This window comes from Flavobacterium branchiophilum NBRC 15030 = ATCC 35035, assembly GCF_002217205.1.
Classification (GTDB): domain Bacteria; phylum Bacteroidota; class Bacteroidia; order Flavobacteriales; family Flavobacteriaceae; genus Flavobacterium; species Flavobacterium branchiophilum.
The window spans coordinates 1-22,304 of the sequence record NZ_MUGT01000103.1; the positions used below are offsets into that span (position 1 = coordinate 1).

General features: G+C 33.8%; 17 protein-coding genes and 1 pseudogene. 11 read left to right on the forward strand and 7 right to left on the reverse strand.

Annotation, left to right across the window (positions count from 1 at the left end; all coding sequences use genetic code 11):
• Positions 1-119: 119 nt before the first annotated feature.
• Positions 120-1,166 carry a sensor histidine kinase gene (locus tag B0A58_RS11505; RefSeq protein ID WP_089081179.1) on the reverse strand — a complete coding sequence of 349 codons (1,047 nt, stop codon included), beginning with the start codon at positions 1,164-1,166 and terminating at the stop codon, positions 120-122.
• A complete protein-coding gene (locus B0A58_RS11510) occupies positions 1,166-1,852 on the reverse strand; it encodes a response regulator transcription factor (RefSeq protein ID WP_014085175.1) in 687 nt (228 codons plus the stop codon). Before B0A58_RS11510 ends, B0A58_RS11505 begins: the two co-directional genes overlap by 1 nt.
• 238 nt (positions 1,853-2,090) lie before the next feature.
• Between B0A58_RS11510 and B0A58_RS11515 the strand changes: the two genes are divergently transcribed.
• The 10 genes from B0A58_RS11515 to B0A58_RS11555 all read left to right on the forward strand — a co-directional run bounded on the left by B0A58_RS11515 (position 2,091) and on the right by B0A58_RS11555 (position 13,369).
• Positions 2,091-2,423 carry a T9SS type A sorting domain-containing protein gene (locus tag B0A58_RS11515; RefSeq protein WP_089081180.1) on the forward strand — a complete coding sequence of 111 codons (333 nt, stop codon included), beginning with the start codon at positions 2,091-2,093 and terminating at the stop codon, positions 2,421-2,423.
• Positions 2,424-2,606: 183 nt separating this feature from the next.
• A complete protein-coding gene (locus B0A58_RS11520) occupies positions 2,607-3,698 on the forward strand; it encodes an SPFH domain-containing protein (RefSeq protein ID WP_089081181.1) in 1,092 nt (363 codons plus the stop codon).
• Between the two features lie 23 nt (positions 3,699-3,721).
• A complete protein-coding gene (locus B0A58_RS11525) occupies positions 3,722-4,789 on the forward strand; it encodes a hypothetical protein (protein ID WP_089081182.1) in 1,068 nt (355 codons plus the stop codon).
• A 391-nt stretch (positions 4,790-5,180) separates the two neighbouring features.
• Complete coding sequence (locus B0A58_RS11530) at positions 5,181-6,569, forward strand: AAA family ATPase (RefSeq protein ID WP_089081183.1); 1,389 nt, start codon at positions 5,181-5,183, stop codon at positions 6,567-6,569.
• Complete coding sequence (locus tag B0A58_RS11535) at positions 6,559-6,774, forward strand: hypothetical protein (protein ID WP_133063131.1); 216 nt, start codon at positions 6,559-6,561, stop codon at positions 6,772-6,774. Before B0A58_RS11530 ends, B0A58_RS11535 begins: the two co-directional genes overlap by 11 nt.
• Before the next feature lie 65 nt (positions 6,775-6,839).
• Positions 6,840-7,079, forward strand: coding sequence for a hypothetical protein (locus tag B0A58_RS11540; RefSeq protein WP_089081185.1), 240 nt, complete (start codon positions 6,840-6,842; stop codon positions 7,077-7,079).
• Between the two features lie 13 nt (positions 7,080-7,092).
• Positions 7,093-7,218 carry a hypothetical protein gene (locus tag B0A58_RS16985; protein WP_260439109.1) on the forward strand — a complete coding sequence of 42 codons (126 nt, stop codon included), beginning with the start codon at positions 7,093-7,095 and terminating at the stop codon, positions 7,216-7,218.
• Positions 7,199-8,992 carry an ATP-dependent nuclease gene (locus tag B0A58_RS11545; protein WP_089081186.1) on the forward strand — a complete coding sequence of 598 codons (1,794 nt, stop codon included), beginning with the start codon at positions 7,199-7,201 and terminating at the stop codon, positions 8,990-8,992. Before B0A58_RS16985 ends, B0A58_RS11545 begins: the two co-directional genes overlap by 20 nt.
• Entirely contained in the window at positions 8,985-10,868 is a 1,884-nt protein-coding gene (locus B0A58_RS11550) for an ATP-dependent helicase (protein WP_089081187.1), read from the forward strand. Before B0A58_RS11545 ends, B0A58_RS11550 begins: the two co-directional genes overlap by 8 nt.
• A complete protein-coding gene (locus B0A58_RS11555) occupies positions 10,868-13,369 on the forward strand; it encodes a hypothetical protein (protein ID WP_089081188.1) in 2,502 nt (833 codons plus the stop codon). The genes B0A58_RS11550 and B0A58_RS11555 overlap by 1 nt, the downstream gene beginning before the upstream one ends.
• Positions 13,370-13,448: 79 nt before the next feature.
• Here the strand turns inward: B0A58_RS11555 and B0A58_RS11560 are convergent, their stop codons facing one another.
• The 3 genes from B0A58_RS11560 to B0A58_RS11570 form a co-directional block, all read right to left on the reverse strand.
• Positions 13,449-14,486: an NADP(H)-dependent aldo-keto reductase gene (locus B0A58_RS11560; RefSeq protein ID WP_089081189.1), complete on the reverse strand. Its 1,038-nt coding sequence runs from the start codon at positions 14,484-14,486 to the stop codon at positions 13,449-13,451.
• Positions 14,487-14,670: 184 nt separating this feature from the next.
• The gene (locus B0A58_RS11565; protein ID WP_089081190.1) at positions 14,671-15,636 is read right to left on the reverse strand and encodes an OmpA family protein; all 966 of its coding nucleotides are present in this window, start codon (positions 15,634-15,636) and stop codon (positions 14,671-14,673) included.
• Positions 15,637-15,777: 141 nt separating this feature from the next.
• A complete protein-coding gene (locus tag B0A58_RS11570; protein WP_014085185.1) occupies positions 15,778-16,542 on the reverse strand; it encodes an exodeoxyribonuclease III in 765 nt (254 codons plus the stop codon).
• Between the two features lie 289 nt (positions 16,543-16,831).
• On the opposite strand from B0A58_RS11570, the gene B0A58_RS11575 reads away from it, so the two are divergent.
• On the forward strand, positions 16,832-18,634 hold the full coding sequence (locus tag B0A58_RS11575) for a GNAT family N-acyltransferase (protein WP_014085186.1): 1,803 nt from the start codon (positions 16,832-16,834) through the stop codon (positions 18,632-18,634).
• 279 nt (positions 18,635-18,913) lie between these two features.
• Here B0A58_RS11575 and B0A58_RS11580 read toward each other — a convergent pair whose 3' ends face one another.
• Both B0A58_RS11580 and B0A58_RS16485 read right to left on the reverse strand, forming a co-directional pair.
• Positions 18,914-20,668 carry a T9SS type A sorting domain-containing protein gene (locus tag B0A58_RS11580; protein WP_089081191.1) on the reverse strand — a complete coding sequence of 585 codons (1,755 nt, stop codon included), beginning with the start codon at positions 20,666-20,668 and terminating at the stop codon, positions 18,914-18,916.
• Positions 20,669-20,672: 4 nt separating this feature from the next.
• Positions 20,673-22,304: pseudogene (locus B0A58_RS16485) on the reverse strand (hypothetical protein); the annotation flags it as partial.

Consider the following 22,304-nt stretch of genomic DNA (forward strand, 5'->3'; position numbering starts at 1 on the left):
TGCGTAACGTGAGTTATTAACTTGGTGGGTTAATCAAGAAAATGCTAGTATAATCCCTTTTTTTATTAAATAAAATAGATGAAAAAAGGGGTTTATATTCTAGTTGTTCCACTACCCTATTATTTTGAAACTTTAGACAATGTAAAAGTAAATTCAGATCCCTTTCCTAATTCACTTTCTACATTGATTTTCTCATTATGGGCTTCAATAATATGTTTTACAATAGAGAGTCCAAGTCCAGAACCTCCTTCTGCTCGAGAGCCACTTTTGTCAACTCTAAAAAAACGTTCAAAAACACGTGATATATTTTGCTTGGAAATCCCTTCACCATTATCTGTAATTTTAATGATGATTTTATCATTTGTCAAATGTTCGATAGCAATTTCAGTAGTTCCTCTAGGTTTTCCATATTTGATAGAATTCATTACCAAATTGGTTAATACCTGTTGTATTTTTCCTTTATCGGCTACCACTTTTATATCTTTAAAATATTTTTTATCAAACATCAATATAATGTCTTTTTCAGATGCTTTCATTTCGAGCAAATCAAATACATTCTGAATGAGTTTTACAATATTAAATTCTGACAAATCCAAATTCATTTCTCCGTTTTCCAACTTGGTTATCATGTCTAAATCTTGCACAATATGGATGAGCCTTTCTACTCCAATTTCGGCTCTTTCCAAATATTTTTTACGGATTTGTTTGTCGTTCATTGCACCGTCTAGTAAGGTGGCAAGGTAGCCCTGAACCGTAAAAAGCGGGGTTTTGAGTTCATGAGACACATTGCCCAAAAACTCTCTTCGATAAGCCTCCCTTACTTTGAACATTTCGATTTCGATTTTTTTATCGGTTGCAAACTTTTTTACTTCGCGGGTTAGTGTGGCCATATCAGTTGTTATGGGTTGCGACTGCCATTCCGAGCGGTCTAGGATAGACACGTCGTCATATATTTTTTTCACTCTTTTGTAAATAAATCGTTCCACACGATATTGGATTACAAAAAATGAGAAAAAACCTAAGCCAATTGAAAAAATAAAAAAGAACGGGTAAGAAAAAGTAAAAAAATAATGGGTTAAAATACAAACCCATATAGAGGCAAACAGCGTAATATAAAAAGCTGATTTTAGGGCAAATTGATACGATTTTTTAAAATGAAGTGTCATTATAATTCTAATTTATACCCCACCCCTTTGATGGTTTTAAATAAATTTTCATCGATTTTTTCACGAAGTTTTCTAATGTGTACATCAATAGTTCGGCCTCCAACAATTACTTCGCTCCCCCAAACTTTGTCTAAAATTTCGTCGCGTTTGAAAACTTTTCCAGGCTTTGAGGCCAACAAATAGAACAATTCAAACTCTTTTCGAGGCAGTACAATTTCTACACCATCTTTGATAATTTTATATTCCTCTCGATTTATTTCAATACCGCCCACATTGATATTTTCTGTTACTTTTACCTCATCGGTTTTAAATCGTCTTAAAAGTGCTTTTACTTTACTAACCAATAGTTTGGGTTTGATGGGTTTTGTGATATAATCGTCGGCACCGGCATCAAAACCAGCCACTTGAGAATAATCTTCGCTACGAGCCGTTAAAAAAGCAATTACAATATTGCTCAACTCTGGTATTTTTCTGATGTGTTCACAGGCTTCCATACCATCCATTTCAGGCATCATTACATCCATAATAATCAAATGAGGGGTAACTTTCTTGGCCATTTGCACTGCTTCCCTACCATTTGTAGCTGTTATTATTTGGTAACCTTCTTGCGACAAATTGTAACCAACTATTTCTAAAATATCTGGTTCGTCATCTACTAAAAGTATCTTGAGGTCTTTCTTTTTCATTATCAATAGTTTACAAAAAAAACAAAATTTCACACGTCTTTTTTCGATGGTAAATATAAGAAGAAATACGTAAAAAAGACCGCTCTTAACCATAAATTAATATTGCAAACAATTTGTTAATATGGTACTCGAAGGCCTCAAACGCAGGAATTTAAAAAAAATTGTTAAAAAAAGATTTTATTTGGCATTATTATTGAAAATATTTTATATCTTTGTTGTACCCAAATAACACAATATCATGAAAAAGCAACACACAGTATTAATCGTCCTTTTGATTGGGCTCTTTTCTTGGAGTATGAACGCCCAAGACATGAAGTCTTCTCGAAATTCTGACACACCTATCGAAGGATTGAGCTTTTATCCAAACCCTGCTAGTAATGGTAAAATTTACATCAGTTCAAAATCTGGAGCCGATAAAGAAATTACTATTTTTGATGTTCTTGGCAAAGTTGTACTTCAAACCGAATTGACTGCTAGAGAGTTAAACATCTCTAACTTAAACCCTGGTGTTTATATAATTCAATTCAAAGAAGGCGATGCAACAGCCACCCGAAAACTAATTGTTAGATAATTATTTAATATTTTAAGAAAAAAAGCCAATAGAAATATTGGCTTTTTTTGTGTATATTATATTATTAAATAAAACTAAATTCCTTGGTGTGATGCTCACAAAAATTCTTTATTAAAAAATAAAGGTACATATTTTGTATAATACAAAAATAGGTTATTTTTACAAAAAATAAACACTACTATTATGGGAATATTTGATAAATTAAGAAACGAGTTTATAGACATTATAGAATGTATTGATCAAGGAAGTCAAACTATTGTATGGCGGTTTGAACGATATCAAAATGAAATAAAAAATGATGCCAAACTCATCGTTCGAGAAGGCCAACAAGCTGTATTTATTAACGAGGGTACAATTGCCGATGTTTTTTTGCCGGGCACATATACACTAAACACCCAGAATTTACCGCTGTTAAGTACCCTACAAGGTTGGAAGTATGGATTTAACAGTCCGTTCAAAGCAGAAGTGTACTTTGTGAGTACCAGACAGTTTATTGATCAAAAATGGGGTACAAAAAATGCCATTACACTAAACGACGACCGATTTGGTATGCTCGAAATTAGGGCTTATGGCAATTATTGTTTTAGGATAACAGATGCCGGAAAGTTTATCAAAGAAATTGTTGGTACCGAAGGTGTTTTTACAACAGATGCCATTGGCGATCAACTTCGAACCACAATTGTAACCCGATTTACAGATGCCATTGGCGAAGCTAAAATTCCTGTTGAGAGTTATGCTGCCAATTTAAACGAATTATCTCAAACTATTTTTAGTTATATGCAAGATGATTTTGCAGCTTATGGCATGGAAGTGAGTCAATTTTTGTTGGAAAATGTTTCGATGCCCGACGAAATCAAAAAAGAAATTTTTGAATTGAGCCGATTGAACAAAATAGATATCACTAGATTAACGCAATATAAAACCGCACAAGCCATAGAAGCAGCTGCACAAAATCCATCGGGAGTTGCAGGAGCTGGTGTAGGTATGGGAGCAGGTTTTGCAATGGGCAATCAAATGAATCAAGCATTTAATACGGCCCAAAACCCAGTGTCGCCCCCACCTTTGCCAAGCAGTGTAGCTTACTTTGTGGCATTAAATGGACAACAAGCAGGGCCTTTTGCCGAAAGTCAGTTGTTAGACCTCATCCAAAAAGGGCAACTTAATACAGAGTCGCTTATTTGGTTTCAGGGTGCTAGTGGATGGCAAAAAGCAGGATTGGTTGCAGCCATTTCGGGATTGTTTTCACAATCACCGCCACCATTGCCAAACGTATAACTCCTAGTATTATAAAAAAATTTATGGAAATACCATCTACCAATTTAAATACTATTGGTTGTAAAAATTGTGGTGCTTCGTTACAATACAAACCCGGAACTTTTAGTTTGGTTTGTGCCTATTGTGGATCAAAAAACGATATTGCAGTAAATTATCAGCCATTAGCATTATTAGATTATGAACAATATTTGGAAGCCTCTGAAAATGATCATGTTGCAGTTCAAAAAATTATTCATTGCAACCGTTGTGGTTCTAGTACAACTACTACAAGCGATGTGCAATCAACACATTGCTTGTATTGCAACAATCCGCTTGTAGCTTCAGCCATTCAAAACGAACGGTATATAAAACCGCAATACATCCTGCCATTTGACGTAGATCAAAAAGAAATAGCAACACTTTTAACTCAATGGGTAGATGGCATGTGGTTTGCACCAGATCATTTGAAAAAAGCGGCATTGTCGCCCCAATATTTAAAGGGTATTTACCTCCCATTTTGGAGTTTCGACCTGCAATCAACCACTCAATATACTGGCGAACGTGGGGAGGAATACACTGTAACTGTTGGCTCAGACGAAAACGAACGCACAGAAGTAAGAACCAGCTGGTACTATACAGAGGGTACCGTGAGGCTTCATCATCAAGAGGTATTAACTGCCGCATCGGGCAAAGTAGCCCAACATTACATAAACCAATTAGAACCTTGGGACTTAGATGAGTTAGTGGCCACACAAGATGCTTATTTGAGTGGTTTTTTGACAGAAAAATACCAAATTAAGCTTCAAGATGGTTTGGACGCCATCATGAATACTATTGATGCCGCTATACAAGATGGTGTTTACGAAGATATTGGAGGAGACAAACAGCACATTTCGACGATGGATAAGCATTATCAGCATATTAAATTCAAGCACATATTGTTGCCTTTATATGCTTGTTCCTATCCATTTGAAGGTAAAATGTATCATTTTTATATTAATGGAAGAACAGGAGTTGTAGTAGGAGATAGACCATATAGTACAACCAAAATTGTATTGGCCATCCTTTTGGGGCTTATAATATTGTTAATTATTGTAATACTTGCACAATAATTGACATGCGTTTTATTATCAAAAAAATAACTTTAGCATTGGTCAAAGAAATATCATAATAAAAATTTAACCGTAAATTCTTATAAATTATAAAAATGAGTTTGGTATTTGGAAATATTTCAATCCATGAATCTAAAAATATATGTTGATGGATTGATGATGATTTTTTATCGTTAATGTCCTTTTTATAATACTATTTGAACCCACATACAATATCAAATTTATAAAATGACCTACAAAAACATCCGAGAAGAAGCATTGAAAAACAAAGTGGGTGGTGATTGGTTGAAAGGCTTTGACACTACTGAAATTGTAGGAAATGTCGATTTTACGGTGTTCTTAAATTAGAAAATAAAATAGTATATTTGCAAACAAACGATTTTTATACGAAATGAAAATACAAATAAATAATTTAGGAGCAATAAAAGAAGGAACTATTGACTTATCTAAAAAGTTGAATGTTTTTTGTGGTCCTAACGGAACGGGTAAAACCTATTTGGCTTATGCAATATATGGTTTATTGAAAACCCAAATTCATGTAGGTTCAAATAAAGAATTAGTGAAAAATTTAATTGATAAAAAAAAATATCTTTACGCTATAGATTTTACCGCAATAAATCAATATAGAAATCTTTTAATTACTAATTTTAAAGAAGATTTGGATAGCTTATTTGGCATTGGTGACGATTTAGCCAAACAATATTTTGCGGATACAACAATTAATTATAATGAATCAGAACAAGAGTTTGAGGATAAATTGACGGAATGTAGTTTTGAAACCTTTTTAGATATAAAAAAAATTAATTTAAAAATTTCAAAAGAAAGAAACTCAAAAGAAATAGTATTAGAAATAACTGATTATACCATTTCTAATAATGACATTGAGATGTTAGAAATATTTTTACACTCAACTATTTTATTGTTATTGTCTAAATATCCAATTAGTTCAACTTTTATATTGCCTGTTGAGCGTAATTCAATATTTACATTCAGTAAAGAATTGTCTATCAAGAAACAAGAGGCCGTTGATCATTTTCATGCCATGACAGGAAAAAATCAAATTGACCGTTTTGATTTATTATTCAAAAAAACAACAAGATACCCGCTTGCCATAAAAGACGGGTTGATGATAGCAGAAGATTTGGCAGAAACCAAAAAAAATAAAAGTCCTTTTTATGATTTAGGTATCGAAATAGAAACTGAATTATTGCACGGTAAAGTTATAATATCAAGTGATGGGGAAATTCAATTTGAACCAGAAAAAGCAAAGAAAAGATTTTTGCCAATTCACATGACGGCATCAATTATTAAATCTTTGGCAAGCTTGGTAATTTATCTAAAACATATTGCTAAAAAGAATGATTTAATTATCATTGATGAACCCGAAATAAACCTTCATCCCGACAATCAAATTATTCTAACACGATTGATTGCCCGATTAATAAATAAAGGTTTTAGATTATTAATAAGTACTCACAGTGATTATATAGTTAGAGAAATTAATAATTTAATTATGCTCTCTTCCAAAAAAGAAGAAGTTCTCAAGCTCAGAAATACTTTTGGATATAATGACGAAGAATACATTAATCAAGATGATATTGAAGTTCATTTTTTTGATTATCCAAAAAAGAAAACAGGAAATAAACAAGTGGTAATTGAAAAATTAGAAATTTTGTCTAGTGGGTTTGAAATACCAACGGTAAATAAAACCATTGAAGATCAGAATGAAATTGCTGAAGAATTGTTTTATGCTTTAGAATACGCAGGAAATGATGAGTAATTTAGAACGATTGTCAAATATTTTAGATGCTTTTTTTAAAGAGGAAACAATATCTAAATTGCAAGAGCCAAAAGAAAATATGTTCATTGAATTTATTTCAGATAACCAAAAATTTTTGAGTTTTTCTTTTGATAAACAACCATTACCAAAAAATGATTTCCAAAAGGTATTTTCCCATTTTTTAACAGAGGAACAGGAAAAGTAACGTCCTTTTGTGATTACATTATTTTTACAGAGAAAGCTGGAACTCTTTATGTTTTATTAATTGAATTGAAAGCTGGAAAAGATAATGTTAACAAACAATTGGAAGCCGGTAGATGTTTTTCAGAATATATAATTGCAACACTAAACAGAGTATATAATCTTAAAATTTCGCCTCAAATTCGCAAAATTTCAATTAGAAAAACTCATGTAACTCCAAAACCGCAACAAAGAAAAAAAGTTGAATATTTAGATAATCTACACACTTTTCGTGATTCAAAATTTTGGTTAAAAAAATATTTAGATTAATTTTTTTTTAGAAATGAAATACAAAAACATCCGAGAAGAAGAACTAAAAAACAAAGTTGGAGCCGATTGGTTCAAGGGTTTTGATACCAGCGAAATTACAATAAATAAAAACTTACAATATGAACATACTTATAGATAAAATTAGGATAAAAAACTTCAGAGTTTTAAAAGATATTGAGGTAAATTTAAAACCTATAACTATTTTGGTTGGAGCAAATAATGCTGGAAAAACAACCTTATTGCGTGCTTTAAATAGTGTTTTAGGAATTTCTCGCAATCAAATTAATCAAGATGATTTATTTATTGATAAAGATGGCAAACAAGCATCAAAAGAAATTATTATAGACATTAGAATTGTATCAATAGACGAAAATGGAAATAGGGTAAATGATTTTGATAATAAATGGTCATCAAAATTAGGTGGTACAGATAAAACTTTTGATACAAATGGTGAATTTTTTGCATTTAGAACTATTTATAATTTTGGAATTGAAGACACACCAACAACATCATTTTCCCAATTTGCAAATTGGGAAAATGAGCAATTAAGTGTAAATGAATTTAAAAGCATTAATCAAATTCGTAATAATATCAAAATGTATTTTATTGATGCACAAAGAGATATTTTAGAAGATAGCAAACAACGCACTTCTTTCTTTGGCAAGTTAGTTTCTAATCTTGATTATGGCGAAAATATAGAAAATTTAAAGTCTCAAATTGAAACTCTAAATAAATCAGCAATTGAAAATTCTGAAGTTTTAAAACACCTTAAAGAAGAACTTAAACAACTCAATCTAACCACTCAAACCAAAGGGGAAGGTGTTACATTAAATCCTTTCCCAAAGAAAATAAGCGACTTGCACAAAGGAATGAAAGTCTATTTTCAAGACAATAATTCAGATGCGTTTAGTATGGAAAACCACGGAATGGGAACTCGTAGCTGGGCATCTATTATTACCGCTGGGGCTTTTACCTCGTGGCAAACCAAACAAATTGATGAAAAAATAGAAAATGGAAAAGAAACCGATTTACTTTTTCCAATTTTTGCATTAGAAGAACCCGAAGCACATTTGCACCCAAATGCTCAAAGAACGCTTTACAAACAATTAAAAAATTTTAAAGGACAAAAAATAGTAAGCACTCATTCGCCATACATTGCCGGACAGGCTGATCTGGAAGAATTAAGACATTTTTATAAAGATGGAGATGCAAGTGTGGTGAGTGAGATTGATTTATCAATTTTAGATTCAAAAGAAATTGTAAGAATACAAGAAAACATCCAAAATTCAAATGGTGATGTTTTATTTTCAAATATTGTTGTAATGTCAGAAGGTAAAACAGAAACTGTATTACTTCCAATTTTCGCAAACACTTATTTTAAAACATCTTCATTTGTTTTAGGTATAGACTTTGTTGCAACAGGAAAACATTATCCTTTACTTACATTATTGAGATTTTTAAAAACAAAATGGTTTATTTTTAGTGATTATGATAAACCAGATGTAAAAAGCGACTTGAAAAATGTGTTGTTAAAAAACCATATTTCAGATTTCAACAATGTGATTAAATTGAACGAAGAAGATACACAAAAAGACATTGAAGAATATTTATATGATGAGGGTTATGTTAATGAATTAAAAGAAGCAATTAAACAATTGAAAACACCAGAATATAAAAATGAAATTCATAAAGTAGCTAAACAAAAAGAACTTGAGGAAAATTATAATAAAATTGACTTATATTCAAAAGAAGACGTTTTAAATGAAATAAGAAATTGGAAAGTAAAAGCGGCTAGAATTTATGTAAAAGAAATCATAAAAAGAGAAGATAATCTTTGTATTCCACCTAAAACCAGAGAACTCTTCGACAAAATAGCAGCATCACTAAACCTAAAACCGAACACCAATGAATAAACAGCTATTATCTAAAGAGCAAGAAGACATTGTTTTTTACAATGATGGCGAAGGTGCAGTTTTGGTACAAGCATCGGCAGGAAGTGGTAAAACACGAATATTAACCGAACGAGTACGGTATTTATTAACCGAGAAAAAAGATAAATTCTTTTCAGTGCTTTGCCTTACTTTTACCAACAAAGCGGCTCAAGAAATGAATGACCGTTTGAAAGGCATTCCCAAATTATCTGAACGAGCATTTATAGGCAATTTTCACGAATTTTGTTTGAAAATTGTACGTTCGCAATACACTAAATTAGGTTTTTCTGAACCACCACATATTTTTGATGAAAGCGATTGTAAAAAAATATTAGAAGAGGTATTATTAAGTAATCCAAGTCTGAATGATAAATACCAGGTTCATGAAGCAAAAGATGAAGAAGATAGAAGGTATAAACAACGACAATTACTCTTTAAATGCACCGATTTTATAAGCAATCAAAAAAGAAAACTAATTGATGAAATACCAGATTTAGAAACAAATTATAATAATTGGGGAGAGCAAAACACCCTTTTATATCAAGATTATAATAGACGCTTGAGAGAACAAAATGCAATGGATTATGATGACATTTTGCTATATGCTTATCGAATTTTGCTCAATCCTATGGCATCTAATATTTACAGAAGAACCTATCAATATATTTTGATAGATGAAGCCCAAGATTTAAGTTTTGCACAATATTACATCATCAAAACCATTTGTGGAGATACGCACAAAAATGTATTAATGGTGGGCGACCATAAACAGTCTATTTTTAGTTTTACAGGTTCGAGTCCAGATTTTATGCAAAAAGATTTTGTAAATGATTTTGGTGCTAAAGAAATAGTAATTGAAAAAAATTACCGTTCTGCCAATAAAATTCTCACTTTAGCAGAAGAAATAAAACCAAATGGAGGTGTTGGCAAAAATTATTTTGATGGTATTTGTAAAATTAATGATTTTGAAAATGAAGAAACAGAAGCACAATTTATCATTTCAGAAATAAAAACCTTAATTAAGAAAGGTTTTTATGAAGAAAAGGAAATCAAAGAACCTATTTCCTATAAAAACATTGCTGTTTTAGCTCGAAATAAATATGTTTTTTCTAGTTTAATGAAAATGCTTGATGAAGACGAACAATTAAAAAATCATTATTATTTGAAAAAAGGTTTAGAAAAATTTGAACCCGAATCTACATTTTTCAAGCTTTTTGATTTAGGAACAAGAATTATTTTAAATCCAAATGATAGATTGCATTTTCAGCAATTACAAGAGTTTTTAAAATTAGAAATTCCTTTCTATAATAATTATTTTGAGAGTCTTGTTTCTTTTGAAAATCCTGATAAAAATATCAGATTATTGACACAATATTGGAAACATCTAAAAAATAATCCAAAATCTTTAGGTTGGGTTTTAGAACAATTCAAACAAAATTTTGAAACCATAAGTAAAGATGAAATTGAAAAAGAAATTTTGAATTTCGATTTAATCGAATTAAATAAACTTTGGAACTCTTTTATTAGAAAAGAAATATCAGATAATCAAAGTTTAACTAATTTTAGATACTTTTTAGCGTTAAACAATACTAAAGAAAATAAAGATGAAATTACCTTGGCTACCATACATACTACAAAAGGATTAGAGTTTGAAGTTGTATTTTTGATGGGTATGAATGAGGGTGTTTTCCCTGATTATCGTGCAAAAACTGAAACAGCATTAAATGAAGAGAAAAACAATTTATACGTTGCAGTTACAAGAGCAAAAAGGATTTTGCATATAACTTATCCTAAGCTAAAAATGACAACTTGGGGTGATAAAAAACAAATTTTATCAAGTTTTTTACAAAAAATATAATGAAATACTCACAAATTCGAGAAGAAGAACTAAAAAACAAAGTCGGAGCCGATTGGTTCAAAGGCTTTGACACTACTGAAATATTAGGAAATATCGATTTTACGGTGTTTCCTAAGCAAGATTATATGTTTGGGAGAGTGCCGCTACTTTGGGCTGAAGCTAAAACAGGCAATTTTGATGTGGTGGGCATGTTTGTACAGTTGATTTTAACAATTGGCAAGGCTAGAACTTTTGACAAAACATTGCCTCCTGCTTTTCTAGGTGCATTTGATTTTGTGAAAATGGCTTTTGTACCGTATAGCCATGTGCAAGATATTTTTTACCTCAATGATTTCAACTGGAATGTAGCACCTAGTAATCATGAAACTAAAGAATTTCAACTCATTAAAGAGCGAATTGAAGCCACACTAAAAGATAAAACCTATATTTTTGATTACGAAAAAGAGGCAAATGAACTACATGCTTTTATTAAAAACAACATTGCTAATGCCAGCACAACCAGCAAATTAAAAATCGATAAAAACAATTTTATCCCTATTTATTTGCGATGGCTAGAAGTTATAAAACCCATCATCGATGTCAATTGGGACGACCTGAAAAAAGCGAACATTCTGGATAGCGATTTCTATTTGGCTGATCTTTTTGTGGACGACAATGACACCAATGAAATTGATGACGACACCTCGATTAGAGATAATTTGTTTGTGGTTTTCAATAATCAAGGGTATAAAATTGCCAAAGAAAACCTGCGTCAAATGTTTGATGCCTCCATCAACCTCAAAAGCAAAGAAACGTATCAAAACTTTTGGAAAATATATAAACGACCACCCATCAATGAATATCACGATTATTTTATTGAAAGAAGGGATTTATTAGTACCACAAGACATTCGCGAACGAAAAGGGGCTTTTTTTACCCCTCGTATTTGGGTAGAATTGTCTCAAAAATACCTCACCGATTACTTGGGCGAAAACTGGCAAGAAGATTATTTTATTTGGGATTGTGCCGCAGGAACAGGAAATTTATTAGCGGGTCTCAACAACAAATACCACATTTATGCCAGCACATTAGACCAAGCCGATGTAAATGTCATGCACGAACGCATAGAACACGGTGCCAACTTATTGAAAAACAACGTATTTCAATTTGATTTTTTGAACGACGAATTTTTGCCCATTTCCAAAGGTGGTAAAATGCCCGATAGTTTGTTTGCAATTATCGCCAACGAAGAAAAGAGAAAAAAATTAGTGGTATATATCAATCCGCCGTATGCAGAGGCTACAACAGCAAGAACCGTTACAGGTACAGGCGAAAATAAAAGCGGTGTAACTACCAATTTTAAGATAAATGAGTATTTTAAACCTAAAATTGGTGCTGCTACTAATGAAATTTTTGCTTTGTTTATGGCAACTATATACGAGAAAATTCCAGGGTGTATTTTAGGTCAATTTTCCAAATTAAAATTTGTAAATGGTTCCAATTTTAAAAAATTCAAAGACTATTTTTTAGCAGAATATGGTTGTGGATTTATAGTGCCTGCCGAAACATTTGATAATGTGAAAGGAAAATTCCCAATTGGTTTTACAGTTTGGAATACCGCAAAAAAAATTAAAATAAAAACCATAAAAACCGATGTATTTGATAAAAAAGGGAATTATAATTCAAGCAAAAAATTTTATGGAGCATTACCAGATAGTATAAATAAATGGATAAAGTTATTCGACGATAAATCAAAAATGGGGATCGGTTTTATGGAAAATCCTGCTCCTGATTTTCAAAATAACAGTTTTTTATCTTTTACTTTACAGATTGGTACAAGACACGTAAATTATTTTTCATTTAAAAGCGACAATTTAATTCAAGGGTTAATTTATTTTTCTGTTAGAAATTGTATTGAAGCTAACTGGATGAATGACCGAGATCAATATTTATATCCAAATGACGGTTGGCAAAAGGATAAAAATTTTCAAAACGATTGTTTAGCTTTTGCACTTTTTCATGGTCAAAATAGAATTTCTAGTAAAGATGGTACCAACCACTGGATTCCTTTTACGGAGTATGAAGTGAATGCACAAGCGAAGTTTGAAAGTAATTTTATGACCAATTTTATAAAGAGCCCCCCAACCCCCAAAGGGGGAGCTACTGCAAATGACTTATTTAGTACCACCACAAAGCAATTACACGCTTCGGATGCTCCCCCTTCGGGGGCTGGGGGGCTTATCTTTTCGGCAGAAGCAAAGTCTGTTTTTGATGCGGGGCGTGAGTTGTGGAAGTATTACCATAAAAGCCCCCTAACCCCCAAAGGGGGAACTTTTAACGTGAATGCTTCATTATACGACATCAGAGAATACTTCCAAGGCAGAAACGACAAAGGCAGAATGAACTCCAAAAGCGATGATGTTACTTATATGGAATTGATTGGTAATTTGCGGGAAGCATTGGCTATTCTAGCCGATGCCATCAAACCAAAAGTGTATGACTATGGGTTTTTGAAGGAGTAGTTTTATGTACCCAGTCAGGAGTTATAATCCAAGACTGGGTTCAAAAAACCAGTTAGAAATTGGCAGTTGTTTTGTTATATTACGGGGCCGGATTTGAAATTTGAGCATGAACGCTGTCTATTGCCATCAAAATGTCGTTTGACAATTCAACGTTGATGGACTTGATGTTTTGGTCGAGTTGTTCCAAACTTGTGGCACCAATAATGTTAGCCGTTACAAAGGCTTGTTGGTTTACAAATGCTAGGGCCATCTCGGTGAGGGTAAGCCCAAAGTTTTGAGCTATTTCCAAATACCGTTTGGTTGCGGCCGTACTTTGTGGGCTGCTGTATCTGGCATATTGAGGAAACAAGCTCAATCTAGCTTTTGGATGGCTTTCGCCCGTTAGGAATTTGCCCGTAAGTACTCCAAAACCTAAAGGCGAATAAGCTAAAAGCCCTACATTTTCTCGAATACTCATTTCGGCAAGTCCTACTTCAAAAGACCGATTGAGCAACGAATAAGGATTTTGAATGGTTTTGATACGAGGCAACTGAAAGGTTTTGCTTTCTTCTAAAAATCGCATCATGCCCCACGGTGTTTCGTTTGAAAGGCCTATGTGTCTTACTTTTCCTTGTTTTATAAAATTTTGTAGCGTTTCCAATACTTCGTGAATGTTGTCTGTCCAGGCATCGTCTTGAACTTTGAAGCCTAGTTGTCCGAAGCAATTGGTTTTGCGTTCGGGCCAATGCAGTTGGTAGAGGTCCAAATAATCTGTTTGCAAACGGATAAGACTTTGATCGAGAGCCAATTGCAATGTTTTGGGTGCAAAATCCATGTTGTTTCTCATAAAGCTCAAACCAGGATTTGGTCCTACAATTTTAGAAGCCAAAACCACTTGGTTTCTTTTGCCCGATTTTTGTAGCCAAGTACCAATAATTTTTTCGGTGCTGCCAGAAGTTTCTTTTCTAGCTGGTACGGCATACATTTCGGCAGTGTCTATAAAATTGATGCCTTTTTCTAATGCAAAATCCAGTTGGGCATGGCCTTCGAGTTCGGTGTTTTGTTCGCCAAAAGTCATTGTGCCAAGACATATCTTGCTCACTTCTATATCGGTTTGGGGTATTTTAGTGTATTTCATTTTGATTGATTAAAATTGAATGTTTGGGTTTATTATATGATAGTTATGGGGTTACTGTACTATTAAAAGTGTCTGAATGGTGTTGAAAAATTGAAATGGGTTGCCATTATTTGGCAACAATTTTAGGCCTGTTTTATATTGTATTACAGGCTAATTGTTGCAAAAAAAAACTTCAAAACTCAATTCAATTCAGTTCGTTCAACATTTTGGAAATTTCATCTAATTTTGGGGTCAATATAATTTCGATTCGTCTGTTTTTGGCTTTACCGTCTGGGGTGTCGTTGCTCATAAGCGGTGCAAACTCCCCTCTACCAGCAGCGGTAAGGTTTTCGGCTTTGATGGATTTATTTTCTGTTAATATTTGTACAATTGCGGTGGCTCTTTTGGTAGATAAATCCCAGTTGTTTTCGATTTGTCCCACAGGACTTCCAAACTTGTCATTGTCGGTATGGCCTTCTATGAGTACGGCAATTTCGGGGTTTTGAGCTAAAATTTTTCCTACTTCTACGACTGCTTTTTTACCTTCGGGGCCTACAGCCCAGCTGCCTGTTCCAAAAAGCAATTTGTTTTCCATGGATACATATACTTTGCCGTTTTTTTGTTCAACCGTTAGGCCTTTGCCTTCAAAACCATTTAGGGCTTTGGAGAGCGATTCTTTGAGTTTTTTCATGCTGGCTTCTTTGGCATTTATCAGGGCTTCAAGTTCTTGAAGTCTTGTGGTGTTTTCGGCCAAATCGGATTTGGTTTTATTGAATTTTTCTTGCTCGTCGGCAAGGGCTTTTTCTTTTGCGTCGAGTTGGGCAAGCAAGTCTCTGTTTTTGGCCATATTGGCTTTGATGGATTCGTCGCTGTTTTTTTCGAGAGATTTATAGGCTTCTTGCAGGTTTTTAAGGTTTTTTTCGGAGGTTGCAAGATCGGATTGTAGTTTTTTATGTTCTGCTTTTAGTTTGGTTAATTCGTCTTGGGTTTTGGCAAGAGTATTTTCGGATTGGTTTTTTTGTTGTTGTAAAAGGTCTGTAAAATCGACTAATTTACGGTTTTCTTTTTTTAAATCGGCATATTTGCTTTCTAAGTCTTTATAGGTTTTTTTTGATACACAGGCGGTTGCAAGTGATAATAATAGTAGTGTTAGGGTTGTTTTTTTGATCATTTTGAAAGGGGTTTTTGTTTTATTTATAATGAATATGCTTTATTGCAGAGGTGCCACTAGCCCAGACAGGAACGACATCCTTTTGTTTTTTTCTTTAAAAAACAAAAGATATAGTGGATGGCTGGAAATAGCTCCAAAAGATTATACATCGATTTCGACTACAATGGGGCAATGGTCGGAGTGCATGGCCTCTGGGAGTATAACGGCTCTTTTGAGGTTTTGTTGCAAATTTTGGGTGGCCAAGTGGTAGTCTATCCGCCAACCTTTGTTGTTGCCTCTGGCTCCTGCTCTGTAGCTCCACCACGAATATTGGTGTGGTTGCTGATTGAAATGCCTAAAAGTGTCTATAAAACCTGAATTTATAAAATGGTCTAGCCAAGCTCTTTCTTCGGGTAGAAAACCCGACACGTTTTTGTTTCGAATGGGGTCGTGGATGTCGATGGCTTGATGGCAAATGTTATAATCGCCACAAATTAAGAGGTTTGGGACTTGGGTTTTGAGTTGGTCTATATAGGATTTGAACTCGGCCATATATTGAAATTTGTATTCCAATCGGTCGTCGTTTGTACCAGAAGGCAGGTAGAGGCTCATGATAGAAATGCCCTCAAAATCGGCTCTGATGTTTCTACCTTCAAAATCCATGTGTGCAATGCCTGTTCCAAAAACGACATTTTTTGGTGCTGTTTTCGACAAGATGGCTACGCCGCTATAGCCTTTTTTTTGAGCTGGGAAATAATATTGATAAGGATATCCCGCCAATGTTATTTCGGCTTGTGGTATTTGATCGGTTGTTGCTTTGATTTCTTGTAAGCAAATCACATCGGGATTGGCCTGTTGTAGCCAAGTGATAAAACCTTTGTTGATGGCGGCCCGAATGCCGTTTACGTTGTATGAAATAATTTTCATTTTTATATATTAATTTAATATTTTTATTAAAAAAAATCTAACTTTGTGTATTTTGATGTATAAATTATGTGTTTTAAATATGAATTGAAGCCTATACAAACAATGGCGACAAGGCATGGAGTATGGTTGATTGTGTTATTTGGATAGCAGCAACCTAGATACTAATAAAGTTCAAAAGTAATAAAAAAGCATGCAGTCTAAAAAGAAAAAGTGTAATAATTTAAAATGTTAGTTTGAATTTGATGTTTTTTTTTATCTTTGTTTTTTGCTAAATAAACTAAAAGATAATATGGGATTAGTTACCGCTAAAGAAGTTGCAAAAGCAATAAATACTGATAAATATGGAGTTTTCGGAACTTTTTCGGGTTGGTTATTGATGAAAATTTTAAAAATTTCGACCTTAAATGATATTTACGACCGCAACAAACACCTTTCGGAGGTAGCCTTTTTGAATGCAATTTTGGATGAATTTCAAATAAGGTTTGAAATTCCTGAAGAAGATTTGAAACGATTGCCAAAAGGAGGTGCCTATATCACGATTTCCAATCATCCGCTTGGTGGTATAGATGGCATTTTGTTATTGAAATTGATGTTAGAACGAGAGCCTAATTTTAAAATTATAGCTAATTTTTTGTTGCACCGCATCGATCCGATGAAGCCCTACATCATGCCCGTAAATCCATTTGAAAACCACAAAGATGCTAAGTCGAGCGTGGTGGGCATTAAGGAAACTTTTCGGCATTTGAAGGAAGGCAAACCGCTGGGAATGTTTCCGGCGGGCGAGGTATCTACTTACAAAGATGGCAAGCTTATGGTGGACAAACCATGGGAGGAAGGGGCAATGAAAGTGATTAGAAAAGCACAAGTGCCTGTTGTTCCTATTTATTTTCATGCTAAAAACAGTTGGCTTTTTTATATTTTATCAAAAATTAGCGATAAGTTTAGAACCGCTAAACTGCCCTCTGAATTGCTGACACAAAAACACCGTGTGATTAAAGTTCGGATAGGAAAACCCATTTCGGTTGCCGAACAAAATGACTATGAAACGATAGAAGAATATAGTGAGTTTTTGAGAAAAAAAACCTATATGCTTGCCAATCCATTTGACAAAGAAAGTAGGTTGTTGAGTACACCCAATTTGAAAATACCACGTAGTCCAAAAGAAATTGTTACTCCTGCAAATCAGGACAATATGGTGTCGGAAGTGTGCAAGCTACGTACTACAAATGCCCGATTGTTGCAAAGTAAAAACTATGAAGTGTTTTTTGCAAGAGCAGAAGAAATACCAAATATACTGCACGAAATTGGTAGATTGAGAGAAATTACTTTTAGAGAAGTTGGCGAAGGTACCAATAATTCTATAGACATTGACCGATTTGACACCTATTACCACCACATGTTTTTGTGGGACGAAGAAGCACAAAAAGTGGCTGGGGCCTATCGAATGGGGTTGGGATCTGAAATATATCCAAAAATGGGTATGGATGGGTTTTATTTGAACGAATTGTTTCGATTTGAACCAGAATTACACGATATGATGCACAAATCTATCGAAATGGGTAGGGCTTTTATTATCAAAGACTATCAACAACGGCCAATGCCTTTATTCTTGCTTTGGCGTGGCATCATGCACACTACATTGCGGTATCCCGAGCATAAATTTTTGTTGGGAGGTGTAAGCATTAGCAACCAGTTTTCGGATTTTTCAAAATCGTTGATGATTGAGTTTATGAAATCTAATTATTATGACCCCTATATTGCACAATACATTCATCCAAAAAAGGAATTTAAAGTAAAACTCAAAGATGCCGACAAGGATTTTATTTTTGATGAAGTAGAATGTGATTTGAATAAATTTGACAAAATTATAGACGAGCTAGAACCCGGTAGCTTGAGACTTCCTGTATTGATAAAAAAATACATCAAACAAAATGCCCGTTTGGTAGCTTTTAATGTAGATCCGCTGTTTAACAATGCCGTTGATGGCTTGATGTATATTCGAATTGCAGACATACCCGAAAGCACCATGAAACCTGTAATGGAAGAGTTTCAGGCCGAACTCGAACGCAAAATTAGTGAAAAAGAAGTGTAATACAATATGAGCTCCTGCAACTAGTATTTTTTCTAAGAGTATATTGGTTTTCAACTATTTTTAAACTTGGTTCATTCTTGTATTTGTGGCTTTTCGAATTCCATTTCAAACAAAAACGCAACGTAAATCAAATACAATAATGATTTGGTATGGGTAACGGACAAACCTTAAAAAACCAGAAACCATGAATAGCAACAGCTCTTTAGTTTTCAATTTATTTGTACCTACACCAAAAAACCTTTGTCAAGTAGAAGTGGTTTTGACAAAGGTTTGACGTTGTTAATAAGTTTTGTTCAATATTTTTATATCGACTACCTTGCCATCTGTAATCAAAGCTACTTTATAGAAACCGTTTGGATATTGGCTCACATCAATATTGGTTTCGCCAGCATTCAAATCGATGATGTAATTATTAGAAATGGCACTATTAGACACGTAATAACTATATACAGACAAGTATGCTGAGTTAGCTTCGTTGATTTTGTATTTTACATTCAAAGTACTCGAAGTAGGATTTGGATACAACAAACTCAATCGGCTGGGTTTTAGTTTTACCTCTACATTTGAATAATCCTTAAAACCATCGGCAGTAGAAATTACTTCTAGCTTGTATTTTTCGGCAACTGCATTGGCTACCTGCAAATCTTTGCCTTCGGCAATAAAGTGTCCTTCGCTGTCATACCAATTGTAAATGGCTGGTTCGCCAATGTCTTGGGCGTTTAGCATTATGGTTTCGTATTTATCTATTTCCAAATCATCACTACCCGCTTCAAATGGTGGTCTATATTGTTTTTTGATATAAAATGTTTCACCTCCTATAACGGCATCTGTTCCCGACTCTTTTTGAACCAAATGATAAATATACTTTGTTTTATTGGTTAATTGTTCTGTCAAAAAATTAAAATCTAATCTAATAGTACCTGATTCATGTGGGTCAAACAAAATATTCTTTATCAAAGCTTGATTTCCTTTTACTAATTTGATATTATCCATATTGGTTTCAAATAATTGTTCTGTTTCTTTGTTTCCTTTTACCCATGCATGATACAATGTTTCGTCCATTTTTATGGTTACCTCTGCCTCTTCATAAATTGGTTTTCCCGTTTCCATGTCCTCAACTAGAAGTTCTAAATAACAATTTCTGGGTTCGTCTAGCGTATTGCCAACTTCTACAACTCCAGTTGGTGGCTCTGGCGATGCTGGGCTAACGTTTATAATATGCAAGTTTCGCCATGCTATGTTATTATTATTACGAACATACCAATTCAAATCGTTCATACCGTTGTCTGCTATTGTTTCTGCTGAAGTTAGTGCTTTTGCCATCACACAAAAATGCCACTGATCAATATTTCCATAATCTGCAGGATTGGGTACATTCCACGGAAATGTAAAGGTTCTTTCTTCGCCAGCCACCATAATAGGCAAAGTGATCGTTCCTATTAAACCTCCCATTACGGCTCCATTTCCATTAAAAAATACATCTCCAAACCATGGAGTATTTACTGTTAAGGATGTTGATGCTTTTGCCCATCGAAGCTCGAGAGATTCTGTACCCGTTGTTGAACCACAACCATTGTTTTTGACTCTTACTTTTAAGAAATTGGATATGCCATACGTTGGATTTATGTAATCATCAATATCATTATTTTCATTTCCTACCCAAATATCTGTACTTGTCCACATATTAAGGGTGTTGTTATTTGGTACATTACCATCGTCTGTGGGACCATCTTTAATAAATAAATCTATGGGAGTTGCACAATTACTGCAATTAGCTATTGATAACAACACATTTGATGTTGATGATGGATTAGCTAAAAAACCATCTGTAACTCTAATTTCTGGGGCTAAATAAGTTGTAGCATTTACTTGATTAGATGCTATAATATTTGAAGATGCGTTGTAAATTCCAGAAATCCCATTGTTTGCCGTTGTAAAATTAAATGTCGAAGCATTGCTCATTGGCAAGCTACAATTTACTTGTGCATAGCCTACACCACCAAGCAAACAAGCTATTAAATACTTGATTTTCATGACTTTATTTTTTTTGGTTTTGTTCTAAAGCTTCGATTTTCTTTTGCATTTCAATCAAATACAAGGTCAATTCCTCAATTTTTTCTTGTTGGCGTTTGATGATGTCTCCTACTGCTATGCCTTCTTTTTCTACCTCGGTAGCACTTGGCATGTTAGGCAAATGGCCTTTTTCTTGTATGTGTTGTGCTACTTGTTGTAGTGGCATGAGTTTGTAATCGTTTGCAAAAACGTAGTCGGGCCAAGTTAGTCCTGCTTCCTTGACATATACTTCGTTGCGTACACGCACTTTGCCATTTACGATGAGTTTGTAAGCGGCATCATAATCGTTCATTTCTTGTGAGGCAGTACCGATAATGGTTCGCCCATCTACTTGTAATTTTGCAGGATTTGTAGTAAATGGTGCTGCTGTACCTATACGCACGTTGCCTGCGTTGTCTAAACGTAAACCGGCATCGGTGTTTGTAGCTGGTGTTGCATTGCTATTGTTTGTAATGGCAAAACCATCTAATTTGATGTTTTTTATGGCGATGTGGTCCCAGGCGAGCCCTGAAATTACCCTGCTAATTTTTGTCCATTGTACAACACCTGTTGTAGTTGCATTTGTTAGCATATATTGCCCTTGACCTGTAGTTGTATTTAATTCGCATCTTGGAATATTAGATGCTTCATTGTTTGTCCCCGCGTCTAAAGCCATTGCATTAAATGGCTGAATTTGTAAATGCCCTAATACTTCTGTTAAACTACCTGTGTTTCCATTGGCTGTATTTAATAAAAGTCCAGGATTGTCAGAGACAGTCCTCATATCTCTATTTGCATTAAATGTTCCAAGTCTAATTCTTTTATAATCGGTTACATGAAAATCAGGTGGAACATTGCTATTAGTATTAGCAAAATAATCTAATTTTCCGTTAAATCTAACTCTACTAAAATTTCTAAAAAATAAATTGTTATGATTCGGATGATTTACTTCTGAAACACCATTATTTTCTACAGCATTATCTATAATTTGCCCTTCATAAACCAATTCATTTACGTTTTTAAATGCAAAATCCGAGAATCTATTTGAAGAAGCATTGTTTAAAAATTGGGTACCCGTTCCATTATCAATATACCAACCATTTTTTTCTTCATTTGAATTTTGAGTTGCACTATGAAAATTTCCGTCAACTTCACAATTTGCAATGGTTGTTCTTGTAGCTCCAGAAGCTACGCTAAAAACATAACCAGTGCCTGGCGTATAATCGGCTATTTGAAAATTTTGAAAAATATTGTTGTCGCCTCTAATATTTTTTACAAAATCGGTTGTCATATCTGGAGCTACTTTTTTTCCTTGTAGATCAATGTCGGTAAATAAATTTCCTTCTATTGCTCCACCATTACCTTTAAATTCGATAGCCACTTTTGCATGTTCAAAATGAATGTTTGAAAATTTATTACTATTAAAATTACCTTTTTGCGCTGGTAAAATGCCTGTTTGATTAATATCTAGCACTATACCGCCCGTACATCTTTGAAATTGAATGTTGTTAAACGTATTCCAGTCTGACTCTTGACCAGCGGTTAAGGTTACCAATATAGGAGAAGTTGAATTCATTGTAGCATTGTCATTACCAATGTATGACCTGAAAAACAAGCC